19 protein-coding genes are annotated in these 16,653 nt (G+C 72.8%); 10 read left to right on the plus strand and 9 right to left on the minus strand.

Going from position 1 to position 16,653, the window contains the following annotated elements; translation table 11 throughout:
* The first annotated feature begins 72 nt into the window (after positions 1-72).
* The 3 genes from ADL34_RS11425 (at position 73) to tgmB (ending at position 1,669) form a co-directional block, all read left to right on the plus strand.
* Positions 73-402, plus strand: a complete 330-nt coding sequence (locus tag ADL34_RS11425; protein WP_062672241.1) for a YkvA family protein — start codon at positions 73-75, stop codon at positions 400-402.
* A gap of 84 nt (positions 403-486) precedes the next feature.
* Complete coding sequence (gene tgmA / locus ADL34_RS11430) at positions 487-678, plus strand: putative ATP-grasp-modified RiPP (RefSeq protein ID WP_062672239.1); 192 nt, start codon at positions 487-489, stop codon at positions 676-678.
* A gap of 16 nt (positions 679-694) precedes the next feature.
* Positions 695-1,669 (plus strand): ATP-grasp ribosomal peptide maturase, encoded by a 975-nt coding sequence (gene tgmB / locus ADL34_RS11435; RefSeq protein ID WP_062672237.1) that lies wholly within the window; start codon positions 695-697, stop codon positions 1,667-1,669.
* Positions 1,670-1,679: 10 nt separating this feature from the next.
* On the opposite strand, the gene ADL34_RS11440 is transcribed toward tgmB, so the two are convergent.
* The gene (locus ADL34_RS11440) at positions 1,680-1,895 is read right to left on the minus strand and encodes a hypothetical protein (RefSeq protein WP_062672235.1); all 216 of its coding nucleotides are present in this window, start codon (positions 1,893-1,895) and stop codon (positions 1,680-1,682) included.
* A gap of 137 nt (positions 1,896-2,032) precedes the next feature.
* Positions 2,033-2,494: a DUF2269 family protein gene (locus ADL34_RS11445; RefSeq protein ID WP_062672233.1), complete on the minus strand. Its 462-nt coding sequence runs from the start codon at positions 2,492-2,494 to the stop codon at positions 2,033-2,035.
* A gap of 195 nt (positions 2,495-2,689) precedes the next feature.
* Here ADL34_RS11445 and ADL34_RS11450 point away from each other — a divergent pair, with 195 nt between their 5' ends.
* Together ADL34_RS11450 and ADL34_RS11455 are read left to right on the plus strand one after the other, a co-directional pair.
* Complete coding sequence (locus tag ADL34_RS11450) at positions 2,690-3,664, plus strand: GlxA family transcriptional regulator (RefSeq protein ID WP_062672231.1); 975 nt, start codon at positions 2,690-2,692, stop codon at positions 3,662-3,664.
* A gap of 74 nt (positions 3,665-3,738) precedes the next feature.
* Complete coding sequence (locus tag ADL34_RS11455; protein ID WP_062672229.1) at positions 3,739-4,086, plus strand: hypothetical protein; 348 nt, start codon at positions 3,739-3,741, stop codon at positions 4,084-4,086.
* 12 nt (positions 4,087-4,098) lie between these two features.
* On the opposite strand, the gene ADL34_RS11460 is transcribed toward ADL34_RS11455, so the two are convergent.
* From ADL34_RS11460 to ADL34_RS11470, 3 genes are all read right to left on the minus strand, one after another.
* Positions 4,099-4,944, minus strand: a complete 846-nt coding sequence (locus ADL34_RS11460) for a hypothetical protein (RefSeq protein WP_062672227.1) — start codon at positions 4,942-4,944, stop codon at positions 4,099-4,101.
* Positions 4,941-6,209, minus strand: a complete 1,269-nt coding sequence (locus ADL34_RS11465; protein WP_062672225.1) for a glycosyltransferase family 4 protein — start codon at positions 6,207-6,209, stop codon at positions 4,941-4,943. The genes ADL34_RS11460 and ADL34_RS11465 overlap by 4 nt, the downstream gene beginning before the upstream one ends.
* 175 nt (positions 6,210-6,384) lie before the next feature.
* Complete coding sequence (locus tag ADL34_RS11470) at positions 6,385-7,242, minus strand: aldo/keto reductase (RefSeq protein ID WP_062672223.1); 858 nt, start codon at positions 7,240-7,242, stop codon at positions 6,385-6,387.
* 232 nt (positions 7,243-7,474) lie between these two features.
* On the opposite strand from ADL34_RS11470, the gene ADL34_RS11475 reads away from it, so the two are divergent.
* Entirely contained in the window at positions 7,475-8,362 is an 888-nt protein-coding gene (locus ADL34_RS11475; protein ID WP_062672221.1) for a Gfo/Idh/MocA family protein, read from the plus strand.
* A gap of 59 nt (positions 8,363-8,421) precedes the next feature.
* Here the strand turns inward: ADL34_RS11475 and ADL34_RS11480 are convergent, their stop codons facing one another.
* Positions 8,422-9,177 carry an SDR family NAD(P)-dependent oxidoreductase gene (locus ADL34_RS11480; RefSeq protein ID WP_062672219.1) on the minus strand — a complete coding sequence of 252 codons (756 nt, stop codon included), beginning with the start codon at positions 9,175-9,177 and terminating at the stop codon, positions 8,422-8,424.
* Between the two features lie 177 nt (positions 9,178-9,354).
* Here ADL34_RS11480 and ADL34_RS11485 point away from each other — a divergent pair, with 177 nt between their 5' ends.
* Positions 9,355-10,263, plus strand: coding sequence for an AraC family transcriptional regulator (locus ADL34_RS11485; protein ID WP_062672217.1), 909 nt, complete (start codon positions 9,355-9,357; stop codon positions 10,261-10,263).
* A gap of 9 nt (positions 10,264-10,272) precedes the next feature.
* Here ADL34_RS11485 and ADL34_RS11490 read toward each other — a convergent pair whose 3' ends face one another.
* Positions 10,273-11,169: a GNAT family N-acetyltransferase gene (locus ADL34_RS11490; RefSeq protein ID WP_062672215.1), complete on the minus strand. Its 897-nt coding sequence runs from the start codon at positions 11,167-11,169 to the stop codon at positions 10,273-10,275.
* 377 nt (positions 11,170-11,546) lie between these two features.
* Between ADL34_RS11490 and ADL34_RS11495 the strand changes: the two genes are divergently transcribed.
* The gene (locus ADL34_RS11495; RefSeq protein WP_062672213.1) at positions 11,547-12,752 is read left to right on the plus strand and encodes a glycoside hydrolase family 64 protein; all 1,206 of its coding nucleotides are present in this window, start codon (positions 11,547-11,549) and stop codon (positions 12,750-12,752) included.
* Between the two features lie 210 nt (positions 12,753-12,962).
* Complete coding sequence (locus ADL34_RS11500) at positions 12,963-13,169, plus strand: hypothetical protein (RefSeq protein WP_062672682.1); 207 nt, start codon at positions 12,963-12,965, stop codon at positions 13,167-13,169.
* A gap of 87 nt (positions 13,170-13,256) precedes the next feature.
* Here ADL34_RS11500 and ADL34_RS11505 read toward each other — a convergent pair whose 3' ends face one another.
* Positions 13,257-14,375, minus strand: coding sequence for a sulfite oxidase (locus tag ADL34_RS11505; protein WP_062672211.1), 1,119 nt, complete (start codon positions 14,373-14,375; stop codon positions 13,257-13,259).
* A gap of 123 nt (positions 14,376-14,498) precedes the next feature.
* Between ADL34_RS11505 and sthA the strand changes: the two genes are divergently transcribed.
* Entirely contained in the window at positions 14,499-15,902 is a 1,404-nt protein-coding gene (gene sthA, locus ADL34_RS11510; RefSeq protein ID WP_062672209.1) for a Si-specific NAD(P)(+) transhydrogenase, read from the plus strand.
* 35 nt (positions 15,903-15,937) lie between these two features.
* Here sthA and ADL34_RS11515 read toward each other — a convergent pair whose 3' ends face one another.
* Positions 15,938-16,411, minus strand: a complete 474-nt coding sequence (locus tag ADL34_RS11515) for a DUF5709 domain-containing protein (RefSeq protein ID WP_062672206.1) — start codon at positions 16,409-16,411, stop codon at positions 15,938-15,940.
* Positions 16,412-16,653: the final 242 nt, after the last annotated feature.

The following is a 16,653-nucleotide window of genomic DNA, read 5'->3' on the forward strand; positions in this document are numbered from 1 at the left end:
CATGTGCGCGGCGCGAGGGGGAATCCGACCTGCGGAGCGTGTGGCGTGCGCCACTCGCCGGGAGGAGGGTCCGTGGAGCCGAGTACCACATGGATCGTCGCGGCGGCGGCACTGGCGGCCGTCGTGCTCGCCGTGGCCGTCGCGGTCCTGACGCGTCTGGTGCGCACCCGGCGCGTGATGCGCCGGGCCGGGCTGCCGACCGGCCCCCGCTGGGTGTTCTGGGGTGCCGTCCTGTACTTCGTGCTGCCCACCGATCTGATGCCCGATCCCGTGTATCTGGACGACATCGGCGTGCTCCTGCTGGCACTGCGCACCCTGCGCCGTCCGCCCGGGACGGGCCGTCGGACGCCGTTGGTGACGGAAAGTAAGGAAACCAACCACTCGTTCGATTCGTTTAAGTAAGTGGAAACCGAAGGGCGTCGTCGGGCAGCGTGACGCCGCTGGGTGACCAGGCTCGATCGGAGCAGCACCTGTGAGGGAGAGACGATGCAACCGTTCGCGCTCAACTATGCACGGCCGGCAGCGGAGTTGGAGATCGCCGCTGTGTACGTCTACGACTCCGGTCTGCAGTTGAACGTGCTGCGTGACGGGCGCATAGCCGCCAGCGATCACGCGCTCCTGCGGGAATTGGGCACCACGACATCGACGGCGGGTTCCAAGACTCACTTCGACGACTGAACGCAGGCCGCCGAAGATGACCGTCTTGATTCTGACCAACGAAGAGGACGTGACGGCGGACATGGTGGTCGTGCACCTTAACGCCGCCGGTGTCCCGGTGGTCCGGTTCGACCCCGCCGATCTGACCGGCGACGTCGCCCTGTCCGGTGAGTACGCGCACGGCACCTTCCACGGGCATCTGTCGTCCGGTGGACGGCTGGTGACCCTGAGCGGGCTGCGGTCGGTGTGGGTGCGCCGGCCGGGTGCGGCGGCGGCGCGGGCCGCGGCCCCCTCACCGTGGCTCGCGGAGGAGTCCGGGCAGGCCCTCTACGGGATGCTGCGGGCCAGTGACCTGCGCTGGATGAACCATCCGGACGCCGCCCACCGCGCCCGCCACAAGCCGTGGCAGCTGCGGCTCGCCCAGCGCTGCGGGCTGCCCGTACCCGCCACGCTGATCACGACGTTCCCGCAGGCGGCCAGGGAGTTCGCCGCGCGCCACCCGGATCTGGTGGTCAAGCCGGTGTCGGGCGCGCATCCGCAGGACCCGCCGCGCGCGGTGCCGACGAGCAGGGTGGCCCCGGACGCGGACTTCTCCGCGGTGGCGTTCGGGCCGACCCTGCTGCAGCGGCGGGTCGTCAAACGCGCCGACATCCGGCTCACCGCCGTCGGCGGGGAGCTGCTGGCCGCCCGCAAGCCGGCCGGTGCCGACGCCGAGGTGGACGTGCGGTTCGCGCCGTCCGACAGTCCGTGGCGGCCCGTAGAGGTGGAGGCACGGGTCGCCGAGGGCGTCCACGCCTACCTGCGGCGGGCCGGACTCGCGTACGGGGCGTTCGACTTCGCCGAGGACGCCGACGGGACGTGGTGGTTCCTGGAGTGCAACCAGTCCGGTCAGTTCGGGTTCGTCGAGGTGGACACCGGTCAGCCGATCGCCCGGTCCATCGCCGAGTGGCTGGCCACCCCGGTGCCCGGCCGGCCGGCGCCCAGCGGGGACACGGACGCGACGATGGTGTGACGAGGCGGGATCAGAGCGGCGAGGGCCCCGGAGGCAGGGCGGTGCGCTGCCAGGCCGGGGCCGGCGCGGCCTGGCCCGCGGGCGCCGGCGGGCGGCCCGGGGACCGGAGCGGCTGAAGGACGAACTCCAGGTCCCTGCTCACGCGTTCCGCCTCCCTGCGCACCTGCAGAGGGATGTCGCCGCGCTCCGCGATGAGCCGGTCGTAGATGGGGGAATCCTGGAACACCCGTCAACGCGCCTTTCCTGTCGTGGCCCTGTGTGCATTTTGGGCACGGCTGTGAAGTCTAGGCGCCGACGCACACTGAAGTACGAATTCTGCCAGAGTGCTTGGACGGGCGAGGGACCGGTGCTATGTCCCGGGGCTCAGGCGCCCGTGGTGGAGCCGGGCCGGACGATCATCAGGACGGTGACCGTCGCCCACAGCAGATTGAAGATCCCGGTGAACATGGCGAGCCGGACCGTCGCGGGCCGCTCGACGGCCCGCCCGGCGTCCAGCTCCTCCAGCAGTTCCTCCTGACGGGGCAGGACGAACGCGACGAGGAGACCGGCGGCCGCCGCCGTCAAGGTGATCGACGTGATGAGCCAGCCGCTGCCGAGCACGCCCATGGCCAGGGCGGTGGCGAGACCGAGCACGGGGACCGACACCCCGAGGGCCGCGTACACCCGGCAGACGCGGTGCAGCAGCCGGACCGTGCCCAGCGCGACCGCGCCGTCCGCGGCGGGGACCCGCCGCGCCGCGGGCGGGAACATGCTGGCGGCCACGGTGACCGGCCCGACGGCCACGATCGCGGCCAGGACGTGCAGGGTGAGCAGGAACTTCGTCATGGGGAGCTGGATTTCCTCCGTGTCGGCGGGTGGTCGGCGCCGCCCACGCTAGAGATCGTCCCCGGTCGCGCACAGTGGCGTGAACGACAGTTTCCCACGGGTTCCCGCCAACCGGACTCGCCTGCGCCTCACCGAGGACCACCTCATGCCACCAGGGGTTCTGTGGGCGGCTGGAACCCGCCTAGGGTGGCATCCATGCACACCGTGGCGATCCTGGTCCTCGACGACGTGGTGCCGTTCGACATGGCGGCGCCCTTCCAGATGTTCGGCTGGGCGCGGCTGCCGGACGGGCGCCGCCCCTACCGGGTCCGGCTGTGCGCGGAGCGGCCGGAGGTGCGGACGGAGGGCTTCGCCCTGCGCATCGACCGGGGTCTGGACGGGCTGGCCGACGCGGACACGATCGTGGTGCCGGGCAGCGACCACTCCGGGCCGCCCTCGGACGCGGTCGTCGCCGCCCTGCGCGAGGCGGCGCGGGCCGGCACCCGGATCGCCTCCGTGTGCTCGGGCGCCTTCGTCCTCGCGGAGGCGGGACTGCTGGACGGGCTGCGCGCCACCACGCACTGGATGGCCACCGATGAACTGGCCCGGCGCTTCCCGGCCGTTCAGGTGGAGCCGGACGTGCTGTACGTGGACAACGGCAACGTCCTCACGTCGGCCGGGGCCGCAGCGGGCCTGGACATGTGTCTGCACATGATCCGCCGTGACCTGGGTTCGGCGGTGGCCGCGCACAGCGCGCGGCTGTCCGTCGTGCCGCTCGAGCGGGAAGGCGGACAGGCGCAGTTCATCGTGCACGAGCACCCGCCCGTGCCGCGCGGCTCGGCGCTCGAACCGGTGCTGGAGTGGATCGAGGACAATCTGGCCGGGGAGCTCACCCTGGCCGCGATGGCGGAGCGCTCCGGGATGAGCGAGCGCACCTTCAGCCGCCGCTTCCGCGAGCAGACCGGGACCACTCCGCTCCAGTGGCTGCTGCGGGCGCGGGTGCGGCGGGCCCAGTACCTGCTGGAGAACAGCGACCATCCGGTCGAACGCATCGCCCGGCAGGCCGGGTTCGGGTCGCCGACCGCGTTCCGCGAGCGGTTCCGGCGGGTGGTCGGCACCACGCCGAACGCGTACCGCGCCGCCTTCCGGGGAAGAAGCGCCGCGCAGGCGTCTTCGGTAACGGTGGGATAAATCACCCGAGTCCGTATGGGCCCGCCGACAGTTGGGCAAGAGGTATCGATCCTCCCCCAAGGACGGTGTATCCCATGAACTGTTCCAGCCGCCTCCTCTGCGTCCTCTACCTGGCCACGAGCGCCGGGCTCGCCTGGGTCACGGTGCAGGAGATCCGGTACGGCCCCGCGTGGGCGGCGTGCATGTTCGCCGCCGCCAGCCTGGTGCCGGTGATCGCTGTGGTGCGCGAAACCGTGATCGGTGAACAGGACAAGCTGCTGCGGAAGTCGGCCGCTCCGGCCGCGCGCGGCGGCGACGCCGCCGAGGCCATCGTGCGGGCCGAGCTCGACGCGGCGTGCTGCGAGCGCTGGTGGACCAGCCTCGGCATTGAGCACGACCTGACCTGCCGTCACCGCTCGCCCCATCGCAGCAGCGCCGCCTGACCGGCGCCCGGCTCAGGTCCGCCGGACCACCTCGACCGCCAGGTCGTTGTCGACCGTGTAGTAGGGCCGCACCGTGAACTCCCCGGCCGTGGCGGCGGGATGGACGAAGATTTCCTTGCGGTCCGCCACGTCGTCGAGCAGACGTCCGGCCCGGATCAGGGGTGTGCCGGCGCCGGACCCGGCCAGGACGAAGACGTCCCAGACGCGGTCGCCCGCCCCGCTCCCGGGAAGCAGGTCCGCGTGGTCCACGGTGAAGGCGAGGTCGAGGCCGTCGGCCCCGGCGCGCGGTGCCACGGTCCGCTCGACGCCCTTCCCGCCCCGCAGCCGCAGCCGCACCGAGGCCCCCGCGTCGAGCGAGGCGCCGTGCAGGCGGGCCCGGACGGTGGTGGACCGGTCGGTGACGTCGATGCCTGCGACCTCCACGTGCGCGTCGCGCAGCCAGGTCCGCAGCGCGAGGTACCCGTCCTTGGTGACGTACGGGATACGGACGGCCACCGGTGACGGCCGGTCCCGGACGTGCCCGTCCACGAGGGCCCGCAGGTCCCGCAGGCCGGGGCGCAGACGCACCCGCTCCCCCTCGGGCCCGGTCTGCAGACAGAGGTCCCAGCGGCCCTCGGGCAGGGCGGGCAACGGGTCGAGGACGGCGCTCAGCCGTCCGTCGCCGGCGGTGGTGAGGGTGAGCACCCGGAGGGTCGTCTCGGGCTGCCCCTTCTTGGGGCGCAGCCGCAGCAGCAGCCGGGGCGACGGGAAGGCCGCCGGGTCGGGCGGGGCGAGGTGGAAGGTGATCCGGCCGTCCGCGTCGGCCGTGCAGGAGGCGCGCGGCGCGGTGGAGAGTGCCGTTTCGGTCGTCGTGGTCATCGCTGTCCTCCGCGGATGGTGCGCCGGGCGGCGGAGGCCGCGGCGTAGGCGGCGTCCCGGGCGGCGAAGCCGTGGCCGGCCAGGGCCCGGCGCAGGCGTGCGGGTTCCGGTGGCGCCGGGGGCCGGCCGGTCCGGCGGGCCGTCGCCGCCGCCTCGATCAGGCGCTCGGCCTGCTCGACCACGGGGACGGGCCCGAAGCGGCGCGCGTTGCTCAGGGCCGTACGGCCCATGCGGCGGCGCAGTTCGTCGTCGCCGACGAGGTCCAGCAGGGCGGCGGTCAGGGCGTCCCGGTCGCCGACGGGCACGAGGCGTCCGTCGGCGCCGTCCTCGATGATCTCGGCGGGGCCGTACGGGCAGTCGGTGCTGACGACGGGCAGTCCGCAGCGCATGGCCTCGACGATGGTCATGCCGAAGGGCTCGAAGTTGGCGGCGGTCGCGCCGATCGAGCCCTTGACCCACTCCGCCTCCATCGGCGCGGCGGCGCCCATCAGCAGGGCGTTGTTGTGCAGGCCGAGCCGCTCGATGAGGCGGCGCAGCCGGGTGTGCTCCTCGCCCTTGCCGTAGATGCGCAGCTGCCAGTCCGGGTGGGCGGCGGCGACCGGGGCGAAGGCCTCGATGAGCAGGTCGTAGCGTTTGACGGGGACCAGCCGTCCGGCGGCGACGATCACCTTGGCGGTGCCGTCGGCGGGGGGCAGCACCGGGTCGGGCACGCTGTTGGGCAGGGCCTCCACACGGACGCCGGGCAGCCGCATCTTGCGCCGGTAGGCCGCCGCGTCGGCCTCGGTCACGGTGGTGACCACGTCGAGCCGGCGGTAGGCCCGGCGCAGCGTGGTGCGGAGCCGGGGCGGGTGGTTGTCGAGGGTGAGGTGCTCCTGCCCGACGCGCAGGACGTGTGCGGGCGCCTGCCGTGCCACGTGCACGTTGAGGCCGGGGCGGGTGCCGATGACGACCTCGGCGTCGGTCGTGGCCAGGGCCTCGGCGATCCGCTGGTCCGTCAGCTCGCTGTACTGGTGGTAGCGGTACTCCGCGACGGGGAAGACACGGGCCGGCCGCAGGTGCAGGGGGTGTTCCTTCTCCTGCCGCAGATCCACCAGGGGGCGCAGCGCCACCCGTGGATCCAGGGTGTGGTTGGGGAGTTCACGATGCCGGAGCACCGAGACGATCTCCACCTCGTGCCGGTCGGCGAGTGCCTGGGCCAGGTTGAAGGTGGTGGTGATCGTGCCCCCTATCCCGTAGGCGTTGTGCAGCAGGAAAGAGATCTTCATAGTGGACCAGACCACGCCGAGGCCCCGTCAGTTGCCTTGCGTTATCGCACTGTTGTCTGGGCCACCTGGCCGTGGTGCGGGCCGGCTGTACGTGCCGTCGCGGGGAGGGGCGCCTCGTGGGCACCGGTCGGGATGGGCGGCCCTCCCCGCGGGACGTGGAATCGGGGACGCCGGCTCACACGGCGTCGAGCTCGGCGAACTCCTTCTCACTGAGGCGCAGTTCGGCGGCGGCGAGCGAGTCCTGGATGGTCTCGGGCCGGCTGGAGCCCGGGATCGGCACGACCACCGGCGACTTGGCGAGCATCCAGGCCAGGCAGACCTGCTGCGGGCTCACCCCGTGGGCCTCGGCGACCCGGGCGAACGGCGCGTAGGCGGAGCCGAGTTCACCGGCCTTGGCGATACCGCCGAGCGGGCTCCACGGCAGGAACGCGATGCCGCGCTCGTCGCACAGGCGCAGCTCCGGCTCGCTGGAGCGGAAGGCCGGGGAGAACTGGTTCTGCACGGAGACGAGCCGCCCGCCGAGGATCTCGTCGGCCTCGCGGATCTGGTCGGGGTTCGCGTTGGAGATGCCCGCCATGCGGATCTTGCCCTCGTCGAGCAGTTCGCGCAGGGCGCCGACGGACTCGGCGTACGGCACCCGGGGGTCGGGGCGGTGGAACTGGTACAGCCCGATGGCCTCCACGCCGAGCCGGCGCAGGGACGCCTCGCAGGCCTCCTTCAGGTGCCGGGGGCTGCCGTCCAGCGTCCAGCTGCCGTCGCCGGGGCGCAGGTGGCCGCCCTTGGTGGCGACGAGGACGTCCTTGCCGCGGTCGTGGGAGGCGAGGGCCTTGGCGATCAGGGTCTCGTTGTGGCCGACCTCGTCGGCGTCGCGGTGGTAGGCGTCGGCGGTGTCGATGAGCGTGACGCCCGCGTCGAGCGCGGCGTGCAATGTGGCGAGGGACCGGGCCTCGTCCGGGCGTCCCTCGATGGACATGGGCATCCCGCCCAGTCCGATGGCGCTGACCTCTACGTCCCCGATACGGCGGGTGTGCATGGGATCGTGACCTCTTTCGCGTCGGGCGGTGGTGAACGTTCCCGGACCCCACCAGCCTGACCGCCGTGCCGCGCAAGGTCCAATAGAGGAATGAGAACGCATTCAGCGACGGCGCCGCTGAATCGCGTGGCGGGTCCCCGGAGGCGGGGACCGCAAACCGGGCCGCTTGCGCCGTGCCCGGACCTGTGTGGCACGCTCGGCCGGTGTTTCCCGGACTGTGAGAGGCGGCGGCATGCGCATCGGACTGCTCGGAACCGGCCCGTGGGCCCGGATGGCCCACGCCCCCGCGCTGAGCGAGCACGGCGAGCTGGACTTCGTGGGGGTGTGGGGCCGCCGTACGGCTCCCACGAAGGAACTCGCCGACGCCCACGGCGTCCGCGCCTACGACGACGTCGACGCGCTGATCGCCGACGTGGACGCGGTGGCCGTGGCGCTGCCGCCGGACATCCAGGCGGACCTGGCGGCCCGGGCCGCGCGGGCCGGCCGGCATCTGCTGCTCGACAAGCCGCTCGCGCCGACGGCCGTGCAGGCCCGGGACGTCGTGGCGGCCACCGAGGCGACCGGGGTGGCGTCGGTGGTGTTCTTCACCGCGCGGTTCCAGCCGGAGATCGAGGAATGGATCGGCCGGCAGTCCGCCGCCGGGAACTGGTTCACGGGCCGGGCCGAGTGGCTGGGCGCGGTGTTCAGCGGCGACGACAGCCCGTTCGCGGACTCTCCGTGGCGGCGGGACAAGGGCGCCCTGTGGGACGTCGGCCCTCACGCCCTGTCGGTGCTCCTGCCGGTCCTGGGCGACGCCCGCCGGGTCGCGGCGGCCGCGCACGGGCCCGGGGACACGGTCCACCTGGTTCTGGAGCACACCGGCGGCGCGTCCAGCACGCTCACCCTGAGTCTCACGGCGCCTCCCGCGTCGGCCGGCGCGACGGTGGAGCTGCGGGGCCCGGCCGGGGTGGCGCTGCTCCCGGAGTCCGGCGCGACCGCGGTGGACGCGCTGGGCCGGGCGGCGGACGCCCTGCTGGACGCGGTCCACACCGGAGAACCGCACGCCTGTGACGCGCGGTTCGGCCTGCGGGTGACGGAGATCCTGGCGGACGCGGAGGCCCGGCTCGGCGCCGCGGGCTGACGAGCGGGCCGCCGGCGTGACCCGCCGGCGGCCCGGCCGCTCCCGGGGCGGAACACGCGTCAGAGGTTGTAGCCGCCGGACACCTCGATGGTCTGGGCGGTGACCCAGCGGCTCTCGTCGGAGACGAGGGCCGCGATCATCGCGCCGATGTCGTCGGGCTCCCCGACCCGGCCCAGCGCGGTCCGCTCGGCGAGCACCGGGATGATCTCCGGGAACCGGGTGAAGGCGTCGTCGCCGAGCCGGGTGCGGGTCGCGCCCGGCGCGACACCGTTGACACGGATGCCGCGCGTGCTGAATTCCTTGGCCAGGCACCGGGTCAGGACGTCCAGGCCGCCCTTGACCGCGGCGTAGGCGGAGTAGCCGGGCTGCATCCCCGAGGACGTGACATTGCTGCTCGTGTTGACGACTGCGCCGCCGTCCGCCAGCAGCGGGAGCAGGGTCTGGGTGAGGAAGTAGGGACCCTTCAGCAGCACCCGCATCAGCCGGTCGAAGTCCTCCTCGGTCGTGTCCTCGAACATCGCGGTGTGGGCGATGCCGGCGTTGTTCACGAGGTGGTCGAAGGTGTCGCGGTCCCAGGTGTCCCGCAGGGCGTCCGCGACGGCGTCGCGGAAGGCCGGGAAACCGGCGCTGTCACCGACGTCGAGGGGCAGGGCGACGGCGGTGCCGCCGGCCCGCTCGATCTCGGCGACGGTCTCCAGGCCGCCCTCCTTGTTCCTGCCGTAGGTGAGGATCACCCCGGCGCCCCGCCGGGCGATCTCGACGGCGGCGCTGCGCCCGATGCCGGAGCTGGCCCCGGTGACGATGGCGACCTTCATGGCGTCTCCCCTTCACGGAAATGGTTCAGATCTGTCGCCCCGGCTCTCCCCGGAACAACCTCGATGCCTCCATTCAAAGCCTCTGACCTGCGCAAACGTTAGACCGATCCTCTCGCGGACCTGCACGATCCTCTCGCGCACGGGAACGGGCGCCCGGCGGGGTGCTGCAATGGGCGCATGGACCTCACCGAGCTCAGAGCGCTGCTGGCCCGGCACGCGCGGCCCGACGCCACGACCGCGATCGAGGGCGTCCATGTGGCGAGGGTCGACCGGTCCGGGCCCCCGGCGCCCGAGACGTCGGGCACGATCCTCGCGGTCATCGCCCAGGGCGCCAAACGGCTCGCTCTCGGGGACCGCGTCTTCGAGTACGGCCCCGGCGAGTATCTGGTCGCGTCCGTCGACCTGCCGGTCACCGGCCATTTCACCCGGGCCGACCCCGAGCACCCGGCGCTGGGCTTCGGCATGGTCCTGGAGCCGTCGGCGGTCGCGGAGCTGCTGCTCCAGGCCGGGCCGGGGGCGGGCGCCCGGACCGGCGGCGGGGGCACGCCTTCGGGGATCGCCGTCAGCACGGCTTCCGACGCGCTGCTGGACGCCGTGGTCCGGCTGCTGCGCCTGCTCGACGAGCCACGCGACCGCGACGTGCTGGCCCCACTCGTCAAACGGGAGATCCTGTGGCGGGTGATCACCGGCGAGCAGGGGGCGACGGTACGTCAACTCGGCCTCGCCGACAGCGGTCTGAGCCACGTCTCGCGGGCCGTGCGCTGGATCCGCGAGCACTACACGGAGCCCTTCCAGGTCGAGGACGTGGCCCGGATGTCCGGCATGAGCACCTCCGCGTTCTACCGCAACTTCCAGGCGGTGACCGCGATGAGCCCCATCCAGTTCCAGAAACGGATCCGCCTCCAGGAGGCCCGGCTGCTGCTGGCCACCCGGCCCGGCGACGTCACGGGCGTCGGCCGCAGCGTCGGCTACGACAACCCCTCGCAGTTCAGCCGGGAGTACCGCCGTCAGTTCGGGACACCGCCCAGCCGGGACGCCGCCCGGCTGCGGCACGCGGCACGCGGCGGGGCGGGCGGCCCGTCCTGAGCGATTCGGCTAATCGCCGCTCGATGGCTGGAAGTTGATGCGTTCGTTGACCACGGGGAAGCCCGCCTTGGCGAAGTGGGCGGCCATGGGGGCGTTGCCCTGGTCGGTGGAGGCGGTGACCCGCTCGGCGCCGTGCCGGACCAGGTGGTGGGTGCACTCGGCGAGCAGGTCGTAGGCGTAGCCGTGGCCGCGCTGCTCGGGGACGACACCGATGAACCCGATGGTCGGCCCGGACGGGTTGTGCGCGGGGATGTGGATGCCGGCCAGCTCACCGTCGGGCGTCCGGGCGATCTGCCACCACTCCCGCGGGGAGGGGCACCAGTGGAAGAAGTCCAGCTCCTCCTGGGCGGCCAGGTCGAGGCCGCCCTTCTCCTTGGCCCGCAGCGCGTGGGCGTCCAGGGTGACGGAGTGGATGCGCCGCAGGGCGTCGAAGAAGACGGCGTCGTCGGGCTCGGGCTCGAACCGCAGACGTCCGGGGCGTTCGGGCAGCCCCAGGTCGGGCGTCCAGCGGTACTGGAAGCGCTCGACGAGCAGGGTGTAGCCGGCCGCGCGTGCGGCGGCGAAGCGGGCCTCGGCGGCCGCCCTGAGAACGGGGTCGTCCCGCCAGCCGCCGGGCAGGTTGATCTCCAGTTCGACCTGCCAGGGCGAGGTGCGCAGCAGCGCGGCCCCGGCCTCCTCCTCGCCCTCGGCGACGTCGAACCAGTTGACGTTGACCGGCTCCTGGTCGTTCGGACCGCCCCACCAGGCGCCGCGGGCGACCACGGCTCCGTCACGCAGCGCCACCCGTTTCCACTCGGGGCGGAACACTGTCTTCCGGTGCCCTTCGGCGGCGGCGAGGGGATCGGGGTGGGCGTCGAAGAGCGCGGCGTCGTCGGCGGTGAGCGTGCGGATGACCGGGTCGGTCATGAAGTCCTCCGGGTTGCGGACGGTGAAAGCCCCCGGACGGTACGTGGGCCCTTACGCCGCCGTCCACGCCTTTTCACTGGTCGACGCGCCCGGACGCCCGCTCCAGGGAGCGCTCTCAGACGCCCATGACGCCTTAAGCGTGCCTTAGGCAAAGATTAAACGATCGTGTACATTTCATGACCATCGCCATCCTCGCAGGTCAGCGCGCTTTCAGTTCTGTGCGGACCTGTTGGCTCCGGCGGAGGGGGTGCGTACCATCGGGGCCCATCGGCGGCACGCCCCTCCGTTTCAGAGAGCGCTCTCAGAAGGCTTTCACGGATACCGGAGGCAGCCGCCCGAACAAGGCACCCGCTCAACACCCCCGGGAGACCCCCCACATGACATCCCGACACCAGCGCCCCCTCGGCCGCCGCCGGCTCCTGTTCGCCCTCGGCGGCGCGGCGGTCGCCGTCCCCGCCATCGCCACCGTGGCGCCGTACGCCCTCGCGGGAACCTCGGAGGACGGCGATCCGAAGGCCGCGGCGGACACGCTGCCGCTGACGATCGTCAACAACAGTGGCGAGTTCGACAACGCGAACGTCCACGTCTACGTCGTCGGCAACCAGGACGGGCGTCAGGTGCGCCTCACCCCGGACGGCACCCTCGCGCCGATCGCCCTGTCGGACAACGGTGCCGACGGCTTCACCGACTACGCGATCAGCCTCGCCGGGAGCGGCGAGACCAAGCTGTCCCTCCCCCACATGTCCGGCCGGATCTACGTGGCGCTCGGCGAGAAGCTCAAGTTCAAGGCCGTCGCCGACGGCAACGGGAACGCCGCGCTCCAGTACCCGGCCGGCTGGGTCTCCTCGGACCCCAACTTCCCGGTGCTGCACGACTGCGCCGAGTTCACGTTCAACTCCTCCGGGATGTTCTGCAACACCACGATGGTCGACATGTTCAGCGTCCCGCTGAGCATCCGGCTCACCGGCGACAAGGACCAGACGACGGGCAGGCTGAAGGCCGGCGGGCGCGCGGGCGTCTTCGACGCGGTCCGCAGGGCGGAGGGGTTCGACCGGCTCGTCGTGGACGACACCCGGGTCATCGCCCCCGGCCACGGCCTGGACGCCGGCCTGTTCGCCAAGGACTACTTCGCCCCGTACATCGACGAGGTGTGGAGCACGTACACGGCCCGGGACCTCACCGTGAAGACCAACGCGGGCACGTTCACGGGCCGGGTGCGCGGCGACCGCTTCACCTTCGACGGCCCCGCCCAGGTCTCCTTCGCCAAGCCGTCCACGCGTGACGTGCTGTTCTGCGACGGCAATCTGGCCGCCCCCAACGACGGCACCACCGGGCCGGTGGCGGCGATCCTCGGCGCCGGCTTCAACCGCTCGACGCTGCTCGGCGAGCCGGCCCAGCCCACGACCGACTCGGCCGCCTTCTACGGCACCGACCTCACCAACCACTACGCCAAGGCCGTGCACGCGGCCACCGAGGACGGAAAGGCGTACGGCTTCGCCTTCGACGACGTCGCCGACTTCGCCTCGTACATCCAGGACACGGCACCGACCGGGCTCACGCTGACGCTCACGCCGTTCGCCTGAATGATCCGTCCGGCGCGGGGTGGACGGTCCCCCCGGGCGGGGTTTCCTCCCCGCCCGGGGAGGTACCCCGAGGCTCCGGGCCACCGGTGCGCGAGCGGGCCCGCGGGTCCTCCGGATGCAGGAGCCGCTCCGGGGATGAATGGTGGGTAGCAGACCCGATGACCGCACCGGGCCCGAACCGAAGATCCCCGGATCCGAGGAGCAGAGATGATGCCGACGTCCCAGCCCGAAGCGTCCGGGCCGTCCGGAGAGCGTTGCACCCCGGACGACCTGCTCCACGCCCGCACCGGCACCGAGGTGTCGCCCGAGGACATCGTGCTTGCCTCGGGCAAGGACCTCACCGCGCACAACCTGGAATGGGCCAAGCGCAAGATCGAGGCGGAAGGTCCCTCCGCCCTGGAGAAGCTGCTGCCGTAGAAGTCCCCCGCGCCCCGACCGCGCGGGCCGCCCCGGGCGCGAGCCGACGCCCGGGGCGGCCCGCGCGCTCGCGTACGCCCACCGGGGTCACTCGTCCAGGCAGAGGACCGGCACCCGCTGCACGAGGTTGTTGGCGAACCCCCCACGGTTCCAGGGCTGTCGGAGGGGCTGGGTACGGCCGTCGGCGTCGGTCGCGCGAGCGCTGAGCACATGCTCCCCGGGGACGGCTTTCCACGGGTGCCGCCAGCGGCGCCAGGCCCAGCGGTGCCCGTCCCCCGGCTCCAGTTCCGCCTCGCGCCAGGTGGCGCCCGCGTCCGCGCTGACCTCGACGCGGGTGACCGGCGCGTATCCGGACCAGGCCCGCCCCTCCAGGGTCACCGGGCCGGGCCGCAGCACCCGGGAACGGGACATGAAGTCGGGGAAGCCCGGCGGGACCAGCAGGGCGCGCGGGGCGATCCGGGTCACGGGCTCCCCCGGGTCCTCGGGCAGCCGGCGCAGCCGGTAGGCGGCGGTGTGCTGGAACCCGGTGAACGGCTCGTCGGCGACCGTGATGGCGCGCAGCCACTTGACGTGGGCCATGCCGTACCAGCCGGGCACGACCAGCCGCAGCGGGAAGCCGTGCTGCGGGGGCAGCGGGGAGCCGTTCATCGCGTACGCCACCAGCACCTCGGGGTCCCGGCCCGTGGCCACCTCCATCGGCAGCGCCCGCTGGTAGTCCTGCTCGACCCCGCGCTCCACCCCGTGGTCGGCGCCGGTGAAGACGACGTCGACGGCCTCCGCCCGCACCGACGCCTCGGCGAGCAGCAGCCGCAGCGGGACGCCGGTCCACTCGGCGGTGCCGACGGCCTCCACGAGCCAGGGCTGGCTGACCGGCCGGGGCTCCAGCAGGGCCCGCCCGTTGCCGGCGCACTCCAGCGTGACGCGGGTGGTCACGGGTGGGAACGCCGCGAGGTCGGCCGGGGCGAGGCTCAGCGGGCGCCGGACCCGGCCGTCGACGGCCAGCCGCCAGGCGGTGCCGTCGGGGACGTAGGGGATGTCGTAGTGCGTGAGCACGTAGTGCAGGCCCGGCGGGGTGAGGTCGTGGCGCAACGTCTCCAGCGGCAGACCGTGGTTGCGCGCGGCGAGCGCCAGCTCGTCCGGGCCGATGCCCTCGCCGGGGCCGGCCAGCCGGGCCGGTGCGCTCGCGTCGGCGAGTCGGTGACCCATGACGGCCATTATCCGCGCGGGGCGGGCGGACCGCCCGCGCTGACGTGCCCACGGACCGCCGCCGCGCGGATGGTTGCCCGCTCACCCTTCCGGAAGAAGGCCACCGGCTGCCAGACTCCTGAGGTGCCCGACTACGACATGCTCGTCATCGGATCCGGACCGGGCGGCCAGAAGGCCGCCATCGCCGCCGCCAAGCTCGGCCGTCGCGTCGCCGTCGTGGACCGCCCCGACATGGTCGGCGGCGTCTCCATCCACACCGGGACCATCCCGTCCAAGACCATGCGCGAGGCCGTGCTGTATCTGACCGGCCTCACCCAGCGCGATCTGTACGGGCAGAGCTACCGCCTCAAGGACGACATCACCGTCGCCGACCTGACCTCGCGCACCCGGCACGTGGTGGGCCGCGAGGTCGACGTCATCCGCAGCCAGCTCTCCCGCAACCAGGTCTCCCTGTACGCCGGCGTCGGCCGCTTCGTCGACCCGCACACGGTCGCCCTGCGCGAGATCACCGGCCAGGAGCGGCTGCTCACCGCCGAGCACGTCGTCATCGCCACCGGCACCCGGCCCGCGCGGCCCGCCAGTGTGGAGTTCGACGGGCGGACGATCATGGACTCGGACAACGTGCTGTCCCTGGAGCGGGTCCCGCGGTCCATGGTGATCGTCGGCGCCGGGGTGATCGGCATGGAGTACGCGTCGATGTTCGCCGCGCTCGGCAGCAAGGTCACCGTGGTCGAGAAGCGCCCGGGGATGCTCGACATGTGCGACGTCGAGGTCATCGAGTCGCTCAAGTACCACTTGCGGGACCTCGCGGTGACGTTCCGCTTCGGCGAGACGGTCGCCGCGGTGGAGCGGCACGCCCGCGGCACGCTCACCGTGCTGGAGAGCGGCAAGAAGATACCGGCCGACGCCGTGATGTACTCGGCGGGCCGGCAGGGCCTCACCGACGAACTGGACCTGGCCAAGGCCGGGCTGGGCGCGGACACCCGCGGCCGGATCGCGGTGGACGAGCACTACCGCACCGAGGTGCCGCACATCTACGCGGTCGGCGACGTCATCGGGTTCCCCGCGCTGGCGGCCACCTCGATGGAACAGGGCCGGGCGGCGGCGTACCACGCCTGCGGGGAGCCCGTCGGCCGGATGCACCACCTGCAGCCCATCGGGATCTACACCATCCCGGAGATCAGCTTCATCGGCCGGACCGAGGACCAGCTCACGGAGGACCGGGTGCCGTTCGAGGTCGGCATCTCCCGCTACCGCGAGCTGGCCCGCGGGCAGATCATCGGCGACTCGCACGGCATGCTGAAGCTGCTGGTCTCCCCCGAGGACCGCACGTTGCTTGGGGTCCACTGCTTCGGCACGGGCGCGACCGAGCTCATCCACATCGGACAGTCGGTGATGGGGTGCGGCGGGACCGTCGACTACCTGGTCGACGCGGTGTTCAACTATCCGACGCTGGCGGAGTCCTACAAGGTGGCCGCCCTCGACGCCACGAACCGGCTGCGGCAGATCGACCACATCGTCGACTGAGCGGTCCGGGGGCGGGGGCCCAGGGGTCGGGGGGCCTACAGGTCCTCGTCGTCCACCACGTGCATCGCGGCCTCCTCGGCGCCGGCCGCCCCGGCGTCGATGCCCACGTCGGAGGCGATCTCCTCCTTCACGGCGTCGGCGTGCGCGCCCTCGTCCGGGGCGACCAGGCGGCCGGCCCGCTCGTCGCCCGCCTCCGGGTCCAGGGGTTCGCCCTCGCCTTCGGGCAGGTCGCCCACGTCGTCACCGGCGGGCGCGCCGACGTCCGGGACCTCCTCGGCCAGCCGCTGGTCGAGGCTCTCTCCCTCGTGCTGCTCGGCCGCCGTGGTGCCGTACTTGGTCACGCCGAGCGGCCTCTCCGGCGGCGAGTAGCCCTCGTCGAGGGTGTCGTCGTACGTCCGCTCGTCGAGGGCGTCCTGCATGTCGAGCGGCGCCGCGTCCTCCTGCTCCTCGTTGCTGCCGGTCGGCTGGTACGCGTCGTCGGCCACCGGCTCGGGGGTGTTCTCGCCCATGCCTGCCTCCCTCACTTCAAGGCGCGGCGGCTGTCGTGCCCGCGCGTGTCCTGAACCGCGTTTCCCAAAGCGCCGTGTCCAACCCGGGAAGATCCCCGACGCGCCCGTACGGCCGCCCACTTGTGGCTATCATCACTCGCGCACACCGCGTGACCACCCGGCGACGCAACGGCGTACAGTGTCCGCCACCCCCATGTCGGCCGCCCGCGATCCGAGGTCATCCCTTGGAGGCTCGTGGCGTT

This window comes from Streptomyces sp. NRRL WC-3605, assembly GCF_001509795.1.
Classification (GTDB): domain Bacteria; phylum Actinomycetota; class Actinomycetes; order Streptomycetales; family Streptomycetaceae; genus Streptomyces; species Streptomyces viridochromogenes.